17 protein-coding genes, 1 tRNA gene, 1 pseudogene and 1 other annotated feature are annotated in these 17730 nt (G+C 58.8%); of the genes and pseudogenes, 3 read left to right on the forward strand and 16 right to left on the reverse strand.

The window, feature by feature from the left end:
- A partial coding sequence (rdgC, locus tag E1956_RS42560) for a recombination-associated protein RdgC (RefSeq protein WP_232072563.1) occupies positions 1-471 on the forward strand: 471 nt, incomplete at its 5' end.
- Positions 472-844: 373 nt separating this feature from the next.
- Here rdgC and E1956_RS42565 read toward each other — a convergent pair.
- From E1956_RS42565 to E1956_RS42600, 7 genes are all read right to left on the reverse strand, one after another.
- Positions 845-1489 carry a hypothetical protein gene (locus tag E1956_RS42565; RefSeq protein WP_134759786.1) on the reverse strand — a complete coding sequence of 215 codons (645 nt, stop codon included), beginning with the start codon at positions 1487-1489 and terminating at the stop codon, positions 845-847.
- Positions 1490-1938: 449 nt separating this feature from the next.
- Entirely contained in the window at positions 1939-2151 is a 213-nt protein-coding gene (rpsU, locus tag E1956_RS42570; protein ID WP_134760814.1) for a 30S ribosomal protein S21, read from the reverse strand.
- 464 nt (positions 2152-2615) lie between these two features.
- Complete coding sequence (locus tag E1956_RS42575; RefSeq protein ID WP_134759788.1) at positions 2616-2840, reverse strand: hypothetical protein; 225 nt, start codon at positions 2838-2840, stop codon at positions 2616-2618.
- Positions 2841-3118: 278 nt separating this feature from the next.
- On the reverse strand, positions 3119-3322 hold the full coding sequence (locus E1956_RS42580) for a cold-shock protein (RefSeq protein ID WP_017773014.1): 204 nt from the start codon (positions 3320-3322) through the stop codon (positions 3119-3121).
- Between the two features lie 995 nt (positions 3323-4317).
- Positions 4318-4893 carry a class I SAM-dependent methyltransferase gene (locus tag E1956_RS42585; RefSeq protein WP_134759790.1) on the reverse strand — a complete coding sequence of 192 codons (576 nt, stop codon included), beginning with the start codon at positions 4891-4893 and terminating at the stop codon, positions 4318-4320.
- On the reverse strand, positions 4890-5069 hold the full coding sequence (locus E1956_RS42590) for a hypothetical protein (RefSeq protein WP_134759793.1): 180 nt from the start codon (positions 5067-5069) through the stop codon (positions 4890-4892). The genes E1956_RS42585 and E1956_RS42590 overlap by 4 nt, the downstream gene beginning before the upstream one ends.
- 1009 nt (positions 5070-6078) lie before the next feature.
- Positions 6079-6155, reverse strand: a tRNA-Met gene (locus tag E1956_RS42600).
- A 602-nt stretch (positions 6156-6757) separates the two neighbouring features.
- Positions 6758-7468, forward strand: a sequence feature (16S ribosomal RNA rRNA prediction is too short).
- Here E1956_RS42600 and rpoD point away from each other — a divergent pair.
- Positions 7462-8562: an RNA polymerase sigma factor RpoD gene (rpoD, locus tag E1956_RS42610; RefSeq protein WP_197733033.1), complete on the forward strand. Its 1101-nt coding sequence runs from the start codon at positions 7462-7464 to the stop codon at positions 8560-8562. Its footprint overlaps the feature before it by 7 nt.
- 312 nt (positions 8563-8874) lie before the next feature.
- Here the strand turns inward: rpoD and E1956_RS42615 are convergent, their stop codons facing one another.
- From E1956_RS42615 to E1956_RS42630, 4 genes are all read right to left on the reverse strand, one after another.
- On the reverse strand, positions 8875-9177 hold the full coding sequence (locus E1956_RS42615; protein ID WP_134759797.1) for a hypothetical protein: 303 nt from the start codon (positions 9175-9177) through the stop codon (positions 8875-8877).
- A 108-nt stretch (positions 9178-9285) separates the two neighbouring features.
- The gene (locus E1956_RS42620; RefSeq protein ID WP_134759799.1) at positions 9286-9720 is read right to left on the reverse strand and encodes a hypothetical protein; all 435 of its coding nucleotides are present in this window, start codon (positions 9718-9720) and stop codon (positions 9286-9288) included.
- A 125-nt stretch (positions 9721-9845) separates the two neighbouring features.
- Complete coding sequence (locus E1956_RS42625) at positions 9846-10235, reverse strand: response regulator transcription factor (protein ID WP_232072565.1); 390 nt, start codon at positions 10233-10235, stop codon at positions 9846-9848.
- 231 nt (positions 10236-10466) lie between these two features.
- Positions 10467-10676: a hypothetical protein gene (locus E1956_RS42630; protein WP_134759801.1), complete on the reverse strand. Its 210-nt coding sequence runs from the start codon at positions 10674-10676 to the stop codon at positions 10467-10469.
- Positions 10677-11157: 481 nt separating this feature from the next.
- Between E1956_RS42630 and E1956_RS42635 the strand changes: the two are divergent.
- Positions 11158-11466, forward strand: a pseudogene (locus E1956_RS42635) (helix-turn-helix domain-containing protein); the annotation flags it as partial.
- A 118-nt stretch (positions 11467-11584) separates the two neighbouring features.
- On the opposite strand, the gene E1956_RS42640 reads toward E1956_RS42635, so the two are convergent.
- The 5 genes from E1956_RS42640 to E1956_RS42660 form a co-directional block, all read right to left on the reverse strand.
- Positions 11585-12709, reverse strand: coding sequence for a branched-chain amino acid ABC transporter substrate-binding protein (locus E1956_RS42640; protein WP_134759803.1), 1125 nt, complete (start codon positions 12707-12709; stop codon positions 11585-11587).
- A 127-nt stretch (positions 12710-12836) separates the two neighbouring features.
- The gene (locus E1956_RS42645; RefSeq protein WP_134759804.1) at positions 12837-13187 is read right to left on the reverse strand and encodes a cupin domain-containing protein; all 351 of its coding nucleotides are present in this window, start codon (positions 13185-13187) and stop codon (positions 12837-12839) included.
- Positions 13188-13201: 14 nt separating this feature from the next.
- Entirely contained in the window at positions 13202-14584 is a 1383-nt protein-coding gene (locus tag E1956_RS42650; protein ID WP_134759806.1) for an NAD(P)/FAD-dependent oxidoreductase, read from the reverse strand.
- 109 nt (positions 14585-14693) lie between these two features.
- The gene (locus tag E1956_RS42655) at positions 14694-16100 is read right to left on the reverse strand and encodes an amino acid permease (RefSeq protein WP_134759808.1); all 1407 of its coding nucleotides are present in this window, start codon (positions 16098-16100) and stop codon (positions 14694-14696) included.
- A 116-nt stretch (positions 16101-16216) separates the two neighbouring features.
- Positions 16217-17686, reverse strand: a complete 1470-nt coding sequence (locus E1956_RS42660; RefSeq protein ID WP_134759810.1) for a PucR family transcriptional regulator — start codon at positions 17684-17686, stop codon at positions 16217-16219.
- Positions 17687-17730 lie beyond the last annotated feature (44 nt).

The following is a 17730-nucleotide window of genomic DNA, read 5'->3' on the forward strand; positions in this document are numbered from 1 at the left end:
GTGAAATCGATCGATCAGTTGCCGCTCGCCGGCGTTCGCGTGGCGCTTTCGCCGGTCGCCGCGATGACGGATTGGCTGATGTCCGGCGAGGCGCCGGGGGGATTCACCGTGGACCAGGACGCCGAGTTGCGCTCGAGTGGCGAAGGCGGCGCCACGGTGCGATACGTCGGCCACGCGCTCGAAGCGAACGACATGCGCCGGCACATCGAAGCCGGCAAACAATGCATGCGCCTCGCGATGACCTGGGACGACCGGATCTCCTTCGTACTGACGCCGTCGCTGACAATCAAGCGTGTCACACCGCTCGACGTGATCAAGGAGGCGGCGGATCCCACTGCGCAAAACGACGACGAACGCTTCGAGTCAGATGTCACGCTGATGACGGGTGAATTGGGGCGGATGTTGACCAATCTTGTCGATATTTTGGGCGGCGATCAACACGACGCGACGCATCAGGCGGCAGCAGCCTGAACTCAGTCGGCTGTCGAGGATCATCGCCCCGCGCCGGTGCGGGCGCTACGTCAGCTTCCAAATTGGAACGGCCATTCCAGCGGCCGTCTCGGCAGAAAATCCTCGGCCATTGCGGTTGTTCAGATATAGGCTACGGCGACGCCGCTACGATTGTTTTCCCGACATTCGCAACCCGGTGTCCGCGTATGTCACGTCAATCTCGGTTTGTCGAACGGAATCGGACAAGCGAAAGCACTCGCGCGATTGAGAGCATTAGCGCGCTCGCTTCGGCAGTAACCGAACCCGGAAGTCCAGTCAAACTGGTGAGCCCTGCTTTTGGGTCCGTCAAGCGGGGTTAAGTAGACGCGAAAGCAGAGCAGCCAAAAAAACCAGTTCATTTCTGGATGTTGCCCTCGCAATCCTCCCAGTACCGAAGCGGGTCGCGGTGTTCCGGATAGCGTAGGCTGAGCCACTTTGACAGCCTCGTCCAATCTGGATGATTGACACCTGTTTGAGCGGACCAGATCGACGACCTCTCAAGAATCTGACCGTTGCCGCGATCGCGGACCAGCAAGCTGCCCAGTCCGTTTGAACTGTTCGCCTGCGACTCAACCAGATACCTTGGCAGAATCCTGAGCTCAGCATCCTCGGCCCACCCGTATAAGGCGCGGACAACGCCGGAGGGATCCCGCAACTCGATGGGTCCGCTTTTCGGGCGAACGGCCGTCCATCCTTCAGGGAACTCGGTGACAACCTCGTTTTTACCTTCCCTCACCCATTTCACGTGCCACGCCTGCTCTATCGCCTCGCGCATGCGAGCCACCGACTCGTAACAAGCAGGCAATTCGATCGCCATCGGAAGAGTAATGAGGTTGTCTTTCCAGAGTTTGGTTTCGTCGTCGACGCGCTTGACCACGTCGAACACCCCTGCCTCAAATGGGTTCACGGGCCGGCTCGATACGCTCACTTTCCCTGCGGGCAATCCCTCGAAAAGGCGCTCAGCATCATGCCGGGTAAGTTTCGTCCTTCCTTTTTTCATTTTGTCTCTCTGCAGCAAGGTTGTCGCTAACGCCAGGGCCCTAACGACCGGAATCAGGCGCAACGTCCTTTCAGGCGCTTGAATGTGCTCGAGATTGTATTCTGCGCCATTCGCATGTTATTCGCTTGCGAGGCGACGTTGGCCGGCCGGTGCCGCCATCCCTGCCGCAGGCTCGCGGATTGATCGATCCAAACCATTGCCGACGATCTGTACGGCAACGTCGACTGCCCGCTAGTGGCCGACCTTTGCCCAATTCAGTTGGCGGCAGTCGATCCATAAGCGACCATTGCGCTGCCACTGAACTCGCGGCTCTCGCTCCGACAACAGCCGCTCATCCCTCATCGCCGTTACGCTTCTGCTACCTGATTGACTGCTTGCCAAAGGTCTACGCGAGAAACCCGGCTGGGCACTAGACGGCCGCTTCAGCATGGCCGCCCGGCAGCTCCCGGTCAGTACCGCTTTTTCGGCGGCAACGATCGTTTGATCTGCTTGCGCAGGCGTGCCACTGCGGCAGCCTTTTTGCGTTTGCGTTCTGCGGTAGGTTTTTCATAGGCTGTCCGGGTACGAAGCTCCGGAATCAAGCCGGTGCGCTCGATCGCGCGGCGGAACCGGCGTAATGCAACTTCCACGGGCTCGTCGGGTTTCAGAATTACGGTAGTCAAATTTTTCCTTTGTTGAGATCCGGCAGTGTGAATGGTGATGTGGATGCCATTATCGGCGTGGTCGATGCACGGACCATTTACAGGGGAAGTCATGGACGCCGCCCTGTCCGGGCGGCGAATACGCGAGGGGATTGGCCGGACGCGGCGACTGGCAATACCGGTCCGAGGCGAGACGGGGCGTGCGGTCCAGCGAGCACTGTCATCGCTGGCCTATCAATGAAACGGAGATTCGCGACTAACCAACACGCGTCTTTTCGGTGCTGTGCGAAGCGGACTAGTCCTGCATTCTAACCGAAGGCCGCCATCTGCCCCGCCACTATAGGCGGGGCCAGAAGGAAGGGGTGTTGTCAGCCATGCGTGCCTACGAAGCGCAGTTCGGGATCCCGCGTGATGTTTGGGCGCGCTTTGTTGCACCCGCCCTGGTGCCTCAGATGCGTTGGGTGTTTCGAACCGTGGCGTCGTCTTTAACCGCGCGTGTCGACCCAGTTGCGTGCCCAGTGGGTCGAGTGCTGCAACGCCTGCTCTTCACTCTTGAAGTAATCGAGCGAATAGAACCAGTAGCAGCCTTCGGCTCGCGCGCTATCGATGCGTTCGAGCAGCAGGTTGGATGAAAAGCTACCGTCGGGCAAACGATGCGTCGAGGGTTGGACGGCATAGCCGTTATATTGTTGAATTTGTTTGTTCTGCATTTTAATTTTAATGATATTTGAGTGCACACGTGTCGTGTGAATAGTGCACGGGCGCGCCAATTCAAAGCCATTCGAGCCGAATTCTGAAGCAGTCGAAAAGCGAAAAATGGTGTTGAAGCATGAAGGGAGAATGACGCGCAACGAGGCGTATGGCGCTTGGCAAGCTGCTCAATAAACAGATGCCAACCAGGAGCGATCGCGCCAACTGAGGGAGACAAAGCTCCGCGAGGGTGTCGCTGCAACCCGGCATCCGTCGCGGGAGGCCGGGCCCTTCAACTTTACATCGGCTTGATGTTAGCCGCTTGCAGCCCCTTCGGGCCTTGCTTCGTTTCGAAGCTCACCTTCTGATTTTCAGCCAGCGTCTTAAAGCCGTCGCCCCTGATTTCGGAGAAATGAGCGAACAGGTCGTCGCCGCCCTTGTCCGGGGTGATGAAGCCAAAGCCTTTGCTGTCGTTGAACCACTTGACGGTGCCGGTATCCATGAAGAATCCTTGAAGAAAAATACGAAGACTTGCTCTATTAAAGAGTGTGGGAAGCTTCAAGGAGGGAGAGGACAACGAATACCGCAGAGGAGCGAGCAATTGATGAACAGCAATGAACTTCTTGAACTTCGAACGGCACAGTACCCGCGGGGTGGACCAGCGTCAATACTTATCTTGTAACTGTTTCACCAGGCGGCATATTCTGCAGGCGAAGCGATGCGGCCGTGCCCCCTTGCCTGGCATGACGCGCAGGTTAGAGCGGTGGCAGCCAGGCACAAGCCTGGGGCGGCACCGCACCTTGTGCGACGGGATCGAACAGACGGAGCTGCGCACCGCCCCCCTAAATTTGTATCCGATCAGAGAATTGACTGGCCGTTTCCAAGGGCGCAGCCGACGCCGGATTGACTGGGCTGCGTTCCAGTTGAAGGGTGCCTCCTGGCCGAACCCGGGAATAGGAGGTCGATCATGCGAGTTTCGGAGGCGCCGCGACCTTGAACTTCGGTAGTCGACCCGCAACGGACCTTCAGATTCATGACATCGAGTGGCCGAAGCTGAAACTTGTGCGGGCTTTTGCCGTATCCACTGGCTCGGCGTAGCATCTCATTAGTCAAATCGATCCCTCCTCGCTCATGCGGACGCTTATTGTGGATGACGACCCCCCGATCATCGTTGCATCGAGGCATATATTGCGCGTGAAAGATTTCAGGGTCGCGACCGCTGGAGACGCTGAAGCGGGTCTGGCTACCGCGAACGATCTACTCCCGGCCCTGTGTCTGCACACTGGATCACTGCGCATTACAGCTCTGGTTCGGCTTCTCGACGCTCATGGCGTCGAGTATCGATCGGATTCTTGCCCCGATCAGTGTCTTGGCGTCGCCGGTAATATCGTCAATAAGCGTCTTCACGGTGGGAACATCATGAGTCAAGCCGGCAACCATGCCGCATGAATGCAAGCCGAACCGCCCATGCCGGCGAATAACCCACTTTATACTTGGTTACGGGCGTCTGCTGGCAATCACGATCCGCGCGGGCGGGAGGTTGGCCCAGACGAGGGATGTCCCCGAGGTAACGAGACCTGTGTGTCCGATCGCATTGGGACCTGGCGGACGGAGGTCGTAAGTGAACTGAATCATGACGCCTTGTATGCCTAGCAACTGGTGCCATTGATCGACGATGGCAATCACGTCTCGCTGTGGCAGCGAGCGCAACGGCAGGCACGAAACGATGGCGTCGACTCGGGCATCGGACGGCAACAGCCTCGCGAGCCGTGCCGCGTCGCCATGGACGATAGCGACACCCGGAAAACGCATCTGCAAATGTCGCACGAAAGCCGGTGAGCGCTCGATCACCACGAGGCGCTCCCGTGCAACGCCTTGATCGAGCAGGGCCTGCGTCACCGCGCCCGTTCCACCGGCGAGCTCGATCACCAATCCTTCGCCCGCCGGCACTGCGGTCGCCACTCGGCGCGCGAGGTGCGGTGAACTGGGGCAGAGTGCCCCGACTGTAGCGGGGCGGCCGAACCACTCCCGGAGAAATAGCGCAGGGGTGCGCCAGGTGCTTGGCCGGATCACGGAATGACCTTGATCAGTTTCACGTTCAAGTTCGACGATTCGAGCAGTTCCTTGTCGTACTCGCCAGTCAATGGGTTGAATATCTCGGGTTGTGCGGCCGTAATCGCACCGGAGCCCGTGGATTCAGCGAGCGCCGAATGAGCGGAAGCTGCGAGCGCGATGTTCGTCTCTTTCATGGAAATCTCCATTGATGAACAGGTCGTGCCGGGACTGCGTCTAGGGAAATGATTTAGGCATTGAAAGCTGAAGGGTGGGTGAAGGCTCTCGTGGGCCGGACATACAATTGCTCTGGGCTGGCCGGTCCAGCAATCTTCATTCCCGGTTCGTCGGGGAGCCGGCGAAGCACTGTGAACTGTGGCTCAAGAGCCGAGATAGATACTGCAGAAGCTGACAGGTCCGACGCAGTTCGACGCATCGGGGGCAGACATCTCCTGTTTGATGTCGCCGGCAACGCTTGATGTCTGCCGTAGACGAGCGCGTGCAAAATGTATGGTCCACCCCATTTTTGCAACCTTGATCTTCGATGGCGTTGGTTTGCCTAAATCTATTCGGCGTCTTTATGAGGGACTGCTTCCGGCGCCACGATGAAATTCGCGCCTGACGATCCTTAACAGTTGGTCGGCTCCGGAAAGCCTCTTTTGCACGCAGGTTCTTCGTCAGGCCGGTGTGCCGTTCACATCATCACACTTCAACGGTCGCAAAACCAGTGGGTGTACTTCGATAAAGCGTTGTTCAGGATCGAGGGCTATATTGTTCGTGAATCGGAATTGACATCCATACACCCTTGGTCCTCTCCATCCCGTACGTAGAGATCGGCTTGAAATGCTGCGTTCGGAAAACGATTGTAGCCGTGACAACGAAGGCTAGTAGCGCACTACGGAAAACAGAGAAAAAACCGGGGGCATTTAATTGGCACAACGGATTTCTATGGCGCAGCACGCAGACAAGAGTGAGGCTGAGGTGAGGGTCAGTGGATTTCCTCAGACTCGCTCCGCGGTTTCTTTCTGGCTGCGGAAAAGCTCCGGTGGCCAAGCGTCGGCGCTTGGTGGCTACTCCGCTTCCGCCTTGTTGCCGAGATATGCAGTGAGCAGCGGACCGACCTTTGTAGGCCAGCTCAGCCAGCGGTCACGCACCGCCGCTCCAAAGCAAAAAACCCGCTTGCTTTCGCTGAGCGGGTTTCGATATTGGTTGCGGGGGTAGGATTTGAACCTACGACCTTCGGGTTATGAGCCCGACGAGCTGCCAGACTGCTCCACCCCGCGGCGCGAATTGTACTTGCACGTCTGCATCACGTCAAACGAAGCCATCGGTCGATAACGCGCGACGCCTGATCGTTTGTCGCACACGTCAACGGGCGCCATGTCGTCGATGCTTCCGCCGCAAGAAAAAAGGCTCGGACCTTTCCGCGTTGGAGAGCTGCCCTTCAACGAGGCTGCAGCGCAGCAGGGCGCATGATGGCGGGCTGCACTTGTCCTGAATCAGCGTGGTGGTCTGTGCGGCTTTAGTCACTGGTCACCCGAACAGGAGCGTGCAGTAGCGCGGAAATAATTATTCTAAATACTCTTGACGGGAGGTTCGCGGGCTTGCATAATTCGCCTCCCTTCTGATGAGGGGCGCGAAAAAACAGCGAAATTAAGCGATGTTTTTAAGCGATCGATCTTTAAAAATTTACAGCCGATGAGTGTGGGCGCTTGATGAGTTTCAGCGGCCTGACTGGTTCTTCTGAGCCGGACAGGAGTAGCGAAAGTATCAAGAGTCTCACACTAAAGTAAGTCAGGTTTTTGAATTTATTCAAATTCCTGTCAGCTTTGAGTGAGCGACCGGTTCTTAACCGAACCGAAAACAGTAACAGGTTTAAACTGAAGAGTTTGATCCTGGCTCAGATTGAACGCTGGCGGCATGCCTTACACATGCAAGTCGAACGGCAGCACGGGTGCTTGCACCTGGTGGCGAGTGGCGAACGGGTGAGTAATACATCGGAACGTGTCCTGTAGTGGGGGATAGCCCGGCGAAAGCCGGATTAATACCGCATACGATCTACGGATGAAAGCGGGGGATCGAAAGACCTCGCGCTATAGGGGCGGCCGATGGCGGATTAGCTAGTTGGTGGGGTAAAGGCCTACCAAGGCGACGATCCGTAGCTGGTCTGAGAGGACGACCAGCCACACTGGGACTGAGACACGGCCCAGACTCCTACGGGAGGCAGCAGTGGGGAATTTTGGACAATGGGGGAAACCCTGATCCAGCAATGCCGCGTGTGTGAAGAAGGCCTTCGGGTTGTAAAGCACTTTTGTCCGGAAAGAAATCCTCTTCGTTAATACCGAGGGGGGATGACGGTACCGGAAGAATAAGCACCGGCTAACTACGTGCCAGCAGCCGCGGTAATACGTAGGGTGCGAGCGTTAATCGGAATTACTGGGCGTAAAGCGTGCGCAGGCGGTGATGTAAGCCCGTCTGGAGCAACTGACGACCGACAGTCTTGCGGTATTCGCGCGTGTGCGTGCGCTGTTCGAGCAGTTGACGGATATGCGTGCTACAGGCAAGGCACGTTCTGCGGCCGTTGCGCGAGTGCGCCCGGAGATCCGGCGTGAACTGGCGCGGATCCGGTTTACGGCCAGAACCATTGATCGCCTGTGTGTCAGTGTGCACGAACAGATCACGGAGGTTCGTTCGATCGAGCGCAGCATCCTGGAGATCGCCGTCGACCGTTGCGCCATGCCACGCGAGTCGTTTATCGAGTCGTTCCCGGGCCAGGAGACTGACCTTGAATGGACCCGCCGCGTGGTGGCGACTTCGCCGCAGATTGGCGCGGCGCTCGAGCGACACCTGCCGGCTATTCAGGCCGGACAGCAGAAACTCGCCAACATTGAGGCCCGGGTCTCGCTGCCGCTGCAGCAACTCAAGGAGATTAACCGCAAGATGAGTGCTGCGGAGTCGAGAATGCGGCAGGCCAAGCGGGAGCTGATCGAAGCGAATCTTCGTCTTGTTATCTCAATTGCCAAGAAATACGTGAACCGCGGCATGCCGTTCCTGGATCTGATCCAGGAAGGCAATATCGGCCTGATGAAGGCGGTGGACAAGTTCGAATACCGGCGCGGCTGGAAGTTTTCGACGTACGCCACCTGGTGGGTCCGGCAGGCTGTCACGCGTGCGCTTGCCGATCAGGCCCGAACCATTCGTGTGCCGGTGCACATGATCGAGGCGATCAATAAGCTGAACCGCGTTTCGCGTGAAATCCTGCAACAGACGGGACAGGAGGCGCACCCCGCCGTCCTCGCCGAGCGTATGGAGATATCAGAGGAAAAAGTGCGCAGTATGCTCAGAATTGCGAAGCAACCGGTGTCGCTCGAGACTCCTGTGGGCGACGATGCCGACGCGACGCTCGGCGACATGATTGAAGATGTCTCTGCGAGTTCACCGGCTGAGGCAGCCATTCACACGAACATGCGTGCCGCGATCGATGAGGCGCTCAACGGATTGTCGCCACGGGAGGCCAAGGTCCTGCGGTTGCGGTTCGGGCTCGATACGACCTCCGAGCACACGCTTGGAGAGGTCGGCGAGCAGTTTGGCGTGACTCGTGAGCGAATCCGTCAGATCGAGATCAAAGCGATGCGCACGCTGAAGGAGCCCATTCGCGCTGACAGGTTGAGGCCGTTTGTCGAGCGCTGAGCAAAAGCGTGGCACGCCCCTGTCGACGCCCGACTCCCGACCTTCCGGGCGGGTTATCCAAAGGACAGATGCCAGTCTGGCCTCAGCTGTAACGATCCCGACCACCACAAGGCCAAGAGGCCCCTCGCCAGGGAGGCTGGCGCCCGGATAGCCAGCGCACCGGAGAGACTCACTGCGCCCCGTTGACTGTTGTGGCGGCAAGTGAGTCCGCGAGTCCTGTTGCCAACGAGTCGGCGGCCCTTGGATAGACGCCCGGGCACATCGACAGCGGCCTCAGGATTGATCTTGGATTCCGCAAACAGGGGTGGGGCATTACGCTGGAGCGAAAACAACAGCGCCTCGATCTTCGAAATGGGTCACGCTGCGCACGAAACGATATACCTGCCCGGCGATTTCCATCTGGTTCCGCCCGGTTCGGGTAAGTTGAAGGATTTCTTCAGCGACCAATGCGGTGATTGTTCCTTGAAAAATCAGCGAGCTTTGGGACTTGGCCGCGTTACCGATATACATGGCGCACGAGCCATTGCATTCCTGCATCATGATCACACTCTCTCCCGCGTTCAGGGAGAGCTCAAGATATTCGGCCAGACTTAGCAGTGACTCATGCATCGCCATGGTGACACGCGGAGAAAGGGGGGGCGGGACCAGAGGGCAGACGGCGAATGTTCGGGAGTACCGCCAGAGCCTCAATCGTCTGACATCATGTGCTGTTCCGGGTTTGCCTCATAGCGAGGCGAGCAGGTCGAGTTGGCGCTGTGTTTCGTTTCCGGTAGTCAGCGAATACATGCACGGTCGTTTTCGTTCTTCGATCGAGAATTCATGCGTTCGCGCGAACACCGCCCATTCCTGGCTTGCACCCTCAAGTGGCTGTGGCATGCCGCGCCTGCGGGCAAATGACAGGAGCAGGCTGCTTGCGTCCCGACGAATCACATCGCGATCGCTGTCGAGCACGTAACATTCATGTCCGGCCCGCAATACGAGGAAACAGGGAGTCGGTCGCAGCACTTCCGCCGTGACCGGTATCGAGCCTGCAGGTGGCGTCACGGATACCTCTTTCAGAGTGCTGTCCCCGGCGGTAATCCCGGCGGACTGTCTGTCGTTCGCAGGGAGGGTTGCCGGTGTTTGGCTCGACACAAGCCGCAAAGTTTTTCCAGCCATGGCTCGGTCCAGTCAGTAGCATACCCGATCGCGTCTCCGCAAAGACCGAAAGCCGCAAGGTCGCCAATGAGGTGGATGAATTCGATGCCGTCCTGCGGAGTGCTGTTGTTGACAGACGAATCACTTCATTGCGAGTGCGGCTGGCGCGATGTGATTGACCGATGGGTCTCCAGCAGGTCACGAATCACGTCAACGAGACGCGCAATCGGCGTGGGCTTCCTTAAGAAGACGTCCCACAACCGTTCCCCCGGAGGAGGTGGCTGCGCAGCCGAGAGCATGACGACAGGAATGGCGGCTGTTGCCGAGGCGGCCTTCAACCACCGGCATAGCGCGACGCCATCCACCCCTGGCATCATCCAGTCGGTCACGATGAGGTCGGGGCGGTCGGCTGCCGTGACGGACTCGGCGGCTATCCCGTTGAGCACAGTCAGCACACGATAGCCTTCCGCTTCCAGAAGTATCTGAAGCGGGCGCAGGGTTTTCGCGTCATCGTCAACGAGCAGAATCGTAGCCACGGCGACCTCAGGTGGTGCCGGAGGTAACTAACTTTCTGGAGCAATGGACGTTCCCGCGTGACGCGGGCAATCGCGGCCAACCGCATGGGTTGGAGACTAGCCGCTGGTAACATTGCTGACCCGCGGCGTTCAAATTTCGGGTTGGCCGGAGCGGAAACGGCGCTGGGTGGCGATACGGCTCAATTCCTGAGAAACCTGCTTGCGACCGGGGCATCCCTTATCAAACCGTGACTAGCGACGTCCGCTGCGGCCCCAGACATAGCGCACCCATCGCTGCCACCGGCTTTGCGGCGGAGCGGGTGAGTTGTGCACAGTCTGCGCTTCGCGGTCGCGCTCGACGCTCTTCTGCACCTGTTCGTGGATCTGCCGCAGCGTCATACCGCCGGGGCCTATCAGTTTGTCGGGATCGGACCCCGGATCGCGATCGGGGTTGTTTGTCATGGGAGTCGCTCGCTCCTGATGAGGCGACTTGATCATGATACAGATGCCCAGTCGCAGCAAGCATGTGGAAGCAGGTCGCTGACCGGAGCGTAGTCCGCAGTGGTGTCGGCGAGCCATGAGCACCTCGATTTGCTGCTCGCCATTCATGATCGCCTGCTCTGAAGGGGCTCATGACATGATGCACCAGACGGGGCACTTCGCGCGATCGGCATAGTTCCGTCTTCGTGCTGCGAACACGGCGCGCAGGCCCGTTTTGCGTGGTGGCCGGCTGCTGATCCGCCGGAGACAGTCGAGCCGTAATGTCAAAATGCGAACGGCGAACATTCTGGTGGGCGAGCGGGATGTGAATCACGTTGGCGGGTGCAGTCAGTTGCGCAGGGGAGCGTCGCTCCGGCACAAAATTGAATGAGTCTTATCGACGGCGGATTCAACCGGTCGATGCAACACACTACAACCTGCGTGAGCAGCGGAGGTGTTGCGAATGAAACAGCGACCGAGGATCTATTACTCCGAGAGCCAGCGAAGACTGATGTGGGAGCGCTGGCGCAAAGGCGAAACGATCCATCAGATTGCAAAACTGTTTGATCGGGGCCACTCTTCGATACAGCGGATACTTTCGGAGACCGGCGGCATCCAGCCACCGCAGAGGCACCGTGCGCGACAAGCATTGACGCTCGCGGAGCGCGAGGAAATTTCCCGTTCTTTGGTCTCCGGATTATCGATCCGGGCGATAGCGGCAAGGCTGGGGCGGGCTCCTTCCACAGTAAGCCGCGAGTTACTGAGCAACGGAGTTCACCAATTGTTCTTGCACATCGCTTGCACAAAGCGCCCTTCGTCGGTCAGGAGTATCGACCGGGTACGCTTGACCAGGTACCCGGCCATATCAAAGAAGTCCGTGAAGTCTTCGCTTAATTGACGTAAGGAACGGGCAAGCCGTTTCGAATGACATACACGGTTGTCGGCGCGCCTTTTAGATTCCCTTCGGCATCAAAGGAGTACGTGCCGGCTATCCCCTTGTAGTGTTCGTTCGCCAGCTGTGCGATCAGTTTGCTTTTGTCACTCGTCGTCGCTGCCTTCGTCATGACGTCGGCCAACATTTTGACGCCGTCGTAGTAGTTGACCGCATAGACTTGCATGTCCGTATGGTAGGTGTCCTTGTACTTCTTGATGAATTGCCTGCCTTCCTCAGTCTGGTCTAGGGCGGTCCCGCCTTGGGAACAGTAAACAATCGAGGCCGCGTCACCTGCCACTTTCCCCATGTCGGCTGTACAGATGGCGTCTCCTCCAAGTAACTTCGCTTTCAGACCGCGCTGCCGCATCTGTTTAACCATCGGCGCAGCTTGAGAGGCGTAGCCGCCGAAGAAAATCACATCGGGGTTCTTCGCTTTGAGCGCCGTGAGGATGCCAAGGAAATCGGTTGCCTGGCCGTTGGTGAATTGCTTGTCGACGATTTTCAGGCCGTTTGCCTTGGCCGATTCCTCAAACTGTTCCGCGATACCCTGCCCATATGCAGAACGGTCGTCGATGATGGCAACCGTTTTGGCTTTCAACGCCCTGGCTGCAAAGTCCCCCATCGTCCCACCGAGTTGGGCGTCACTGGCGCCAATCCGGAAGATGTTCTTGAAGCCTTGCTGGGTAATCGCCGGGTTTGAGGCGACAGGCAGGAGAGGAATCCCAGCATTGTTGTAGACGCGTGACGCAGGAATCGCCACGCCCGAGTTGTATGGCCCCAGGACGGCGACGACGTTGCGGTCGACGAGGTTCTGCGCAACCTGAACGCCGGTTTTGGGGTCCGCCTGGTCGTCTTCCGACTCCAGCTTGAAAGTCACCTTCTTGCCGGCTATCAGCACCCCTTGTTTATTCAGTTCGTCGACAGCCATCTGCGCGCCATATTCATTGTCCTTGCCGTTTGCCGCTTGAGGTCCCGTTAGCGGGGCCGAATGTCCGATCACGACAACTTCCTGTGCCATTGCCGGCAGCGTTAGCGTCACCGCTGTGCAGGCTGTCGCGCCAAGAATAATGAATTTATGCATGCTTCGTCTCCAAACAATGGGTCGGTTTTATCAATACCCTGCCGTCTGTGCTTCTCAACTAAGTGAAACGTCACCTGGCCGTCGGCATCGCGAACTCGCCGCTTTTTTCGATGCTCGCGGCTCAGGTTCAATAAATCGCGTAGATCTTGCGAACGGGCTCCAGCACATCCCAGCGCCCTGTCCAACCGGGCGGCAAGATCACGAGGTCTCCACCGACGATCTCGGTCACTTCACCCGTCGAGTCATCGGTGAGCCTGGCACGGCCGGAAATGATGTACGTAAATTCGGTATCGGGGCGGTTGATCACTGGCCAGCCGCCTGGCTGACATTCCCATATCCCCAGATTGCCAACCGCCTCGGGCGCGACCGTCTTGACAGCAATTTGGGGATCGCCGCTATCGGCCCCGGAGCGCTGACCGGCTGAGGCGAGTCGGGCCGAAGCAATATCAGCGGCTTTGACAATGGTGAACTTCGTCATGTACCACTCCTTTTTCAATGGGCACCCGTCAACTTTTCGAGGACTCGTGCCGTACGCGATGGCTGGTTGGTTAAACGTTCTTCAAAATCGCTGAAGCCCGCCGCTGTGAGACCGCCGTTGACGCCAATCCAGCGAAAAGGCTCCGGCTCCCACACCGGTGAGCGATGGTTGACCACAGGCAACTGGTTGATCTCGTCATCGCGATCGAGTATCAGGTTGCGCAAGATTCGGCCGGCCAGGTTACTCGTTGCGACGCCATCGCCGACGTAATTTCCCGCCCAGGCCATGCGTGCGTCTTTGTCCATGCTCACAGTCGGGCACCAGTCCCGCGACACGCCGAGCGCGCCGCCCCAGCGATGCGTGATGCGGGCATCGGCCAGGTCGGGGAAGAACTCGAGCATCGCGGCGTGGATGTTGGCGTGCACTTTGTCGACCAGGTCATCCTCCTGCGAAATTCGTGAGCCGAAGCGGTACGGAGCGCCGCGACCCCCAAACACCAGTCGGCCTTCAGCTGTCACCTGTCCGTACACCCTCAGGTGGCGCATGTCATTGAACGCCAGGCGATGATCGAGCCTCAGCCGCTGGCGAAGCGCCTGGGGCAGGGGCTCTGTCGCCAGTACCAGGGAATACAGCGGAATGACAGAGCGGGCGTTCTCAGGCAGCTGGCAGGAAAACGCCTCCGTTGCGCGTACAACCGTTCTCGCCTTGACGCCACCGTGCGCGGTCGTCACCTGCCCAGGCGCGATATGGAGGGCGGCCGTCTTTTCGAAAATGCGCGCGCCCATTCCCTCCACGACGGCTGCCAGTCCACGCACCAGCTTGCCGGGATGGATCAGCGCGCAGTGCCCGGTATAAAGGCCGCCCAGCACACGCTCAGCGCCGATCCGCGTCGAAGCTTCCTTCGCATCGAGAGCGCGCCATTGATCCGGCAATCCAAAGCGAACCGACGCATCGACCGAGGCCTGAATCCGCTCGAACTGCGGCTGACTGCGTGCAAGGGAAAGAAAGCCTTGTTTTGCATAGTCGGCATCGATGCCTTCAAGATCGAGCACGCGCCCAATTTCGTTCACGGTCTCGTTCATCGCGATCTGCAAATGCAATGCCGCGGCGTGCGAATACATTTGCGCCACGCGTTCGAGCGAGATCGGAAATATCGCCGACGCCCACCCTCCGTTGCGGCCCGAAGCGCCGAAGCCGACTGCTTCCCGCTCCAGCAGGACGATCTTTAGCGATGGCTGTGCCTTCAGCAAATAGTACGCAGTCCATAGCGCTGTATAACCTGCGCCGACGATCACGACATCGGCGTGCTCTTCGCGGTCCAGCATGGCCCGCGCGCGCGAGGGTTCATGCCACAGCGGGCGGTTTGGAAGTTGCGTAAGTTCTTGTGCGGATGGCATCCGTCTCTCCTACCAATCCAGGTTCTTGTTCATGCAATTCGGGGGGCATTTCCCGCTGCGACGATTACCTTGCAGGCGCGAGGCGCAAGTTGATTCGTCGATTTCGACGTCAGGTGCGATTTGCCGCCGACGGTGTCGTTGTCTGCGTCTGCTTTCGCTTGCCCTTGCTCTTTACGCAGAATACCGGGTAGGAGACCAGGATGACGATCAATGCGATGATGCTTTGCAGAAGGCTGATCTGGGTCTTCGGATCCAGCGCCATGCTGACCAGTACGGCGACGATGGTGACAGTCACGAGGAGCGGCAGCCACGGATGGCCCCACATGCGCAGCTTCAGCACGCCGCGGCGTTCCCATTCGCCTCTGAGCTTGAGTTGTGACAGGCTGATCATCAGATAGACGAACAGAAACACCGCACCCGACGAGTTAATCAGGAACAGGAAGACCGTGTCGGGCCAGAGCGCCGCGATCACCACGCAGCCATATCCGACGAGTGTCGAAGCGATCACTCCCCGTGCAGGTACACCACGTCCATTGACACGTCCCACCCACTTCGGTGCTTCGTTGTTCGAACTGAGGACCAGCAGCAGACGCGACGATGTATAAAGTCCAGCATTGAGCACAGATAGCACGGCCACGAGGATGACGGCTGTCAATACGGTTGCGGCGCCCGGGATGCCGATCTTCTCGAGTGTCGCCACGAACGGGGATTTGCCTGGCACGATGTCGGTCCACGGCTGGGCAACGACAATGAAGAACGCTGAAAGAACGAAAAAGATCAGGATGCGGGCCATCACCGTGTTGACCGCACGGCGAACGTTGCGCTCGGGATGCTCGGATTCGGCAGCCGCAATGGTCGCGACTTCCACCCCTGTCATGGAGAAGATCACGACCACGACGCCCGTGAACAGTTTCCCCACTCCTTTGGGAAAGAAGCCACCGTGTGCGGTCAGATTGGAGAACGTGGCTGTCGATCCTGGCCAGACATGGAAGACGTAGGCGCCCGCGATGATCAGGAAAGCGGCAATGGCGACGATCTTGACGCCAGCGAACCAGTATTCCGCTTCGCCGAACGATTTGACGGACAACAGATTGAGCGCCGTCATCATCACCATCAGCGCTAGCGAGATGATCCAGACGGGCAGGGTGGGCAACCATGCATGGATGGTTTGCCCGCCTACGACGGCCTCGAACCCCACCACGATCACCCAGAAGTACCAGTACAGCCATCCCATCGCATAGCCGGCGACGTCGCCGTAGGCGAGCCGCGCGTAGTCGACAAAGGAACCCTTCATGGGGTGAGCCGCCGCCATTTCGCCCAACATGCGCATGATCAGGGCGACGATCAACCCGGTGATGGCGTAGGTGATGAACGCGCCGGGTCCGGTCGATGCAATAACTGCGCTAGAGCCTACGAACAAGCCTGCTCCGATCACACCTCCGAGCGCCAGCATACTGATGTGCCGGGTTTTCAGAGCGTGTTTCAGCCGCGGATCGAGCTCCGTCTGGATGGGCATCGGGTGTCTCCTGGAAAGGAAATTTGTCTGTTGTGACCTCCATTAAAGGCAAAACGCGCGGGCCGGGCTATGCGCAAAATGTCGTCTCGAGGGACGGCGCTTGTACAAATGTATGACTATCCATCTGATGATTTCAAAGGGGCATCAGGCAACAGATTGGCAGCCTTTCCAGCCTGAATGGCCAGCCACAACCGCGTGATTCCGTCGGTTGTGGTCGGTTTGACGCCGGTCAGCTGCTCGATTTGTTTCAGGCGGTAGACCAGGGTCTGGCGGTGGATCGTCAGGTCGAAGGCGGTGGATTTCCAGTTGCCGTCGTTCTCGAGAAACGTCATGAGCGTCGAGAGCAGGGCGGTATCGTGGACGCGGTCGTACTCGATCACGGGACCGAGATAGCGGCCAACCAATGCGCTCGCCTCGGCAAGCGACCTCGGTGTCGTGAGGTAGCCGGTTTTGACTTCTCCGTAGCGCACGAGATCCTTGCCGACTTCGTGTGCCTGTGCCAGCGCCAGGCGCGCCTGGCGCACGCTCTCGCGAAAGCCGGCTGCCTCCGTGACGGGCCCGCTGATTCCGGCCACGGTGCCTTCGCCCAAGCCGAACCGCAGGCATTGCAGCGTGTCGACGTGATCCTGAGCCAGCGCGAGCAGCACGTCATCTTCGAGCAGCAAGGGGGTGCGGGCGTGCAAAGGTGGCGCATGGTGGATCTCGGCTGCGCTCCATGGCCCTTGCTTTGCGGGAGAGATTGCGAGCACGACGAGTGTGCCCGTCAACCCGCGGCGCTCCAGCATGGGGCGAAAGGAAAACTCGGCCTCGCCCTTCAACAGGCTGCGCAAGAGTGCCGCGCCTTCTTCTCGCAGGTTGTCGCGGTCGATCATCATCCGCTCCAGCTCGATCTCGAGCAGGCCGAGAAGAGAGCGCACCAGCAGCGGATCCTGCAGCGCTTGCGCGTCTCGACGGCGAATGATCAGGTCGGCTTTCGCCCGGCCACCGATAGCGACGCGTTCTACAAAGACCGGCTTCGTCTCGACAGAAGTGGGCAGGGGATTCGAGGCAACGATGATCGAGCCGCTGCGGGCATCCTCGATTGCCAGCCCGAGTCGCAACCGATCGGATAGAACAGTCAGTCGTCCGGCCATGTCCGGCACTTCGCGCAGTGCGGTCGCATAGGTCTCGAACAGTTGTTCGCTGGCTCTGAAGCGGTCGCGCTGGGCTTGTAGCACACTCTCGATCACATGCTTCGACAACTGCACGAATTCAAGCTCGAAGCTCCCTTCCAGTACCGGAAACATAAGACGATCTGCCGCATCGAGCATCTCGCGTGACAGTTCCGGCGCATCGGCCTGGCGTGCGACGACTAATGCACTCGCATTGCTACGCGCCAACTTCTCCAGCCACGCAATCTGGTCCGAAGCGTTGCGCGGTACGCCTACACCCGTCGTCATGACCAGATTGCCGGCGGCAATCCATCTCCAGGGATCGGGAAGGTCAACGGCATGGGCCCAAGTGATTGTCCGCGTCAGTCCGGACAAGCCAGCAAGAGCCGTTAGTTTCAGGGATTGGGTATCGAGCAACTCCTGCACGGTAATCATCACTTGCACTTGATAGGTAGATAGAGGAGATGTTCTGAACGCCT

Source organism: Paraburkholderia pallida (assembly GCF_004524855.1).
GTDB classification, from domain to species: Bacteria; Pseudomonadota; Gammaproteobacteria; order Burkholderiales; family Burkholderiaceae; genus Paraburkholderia; species Paraburkholderia oxyphila.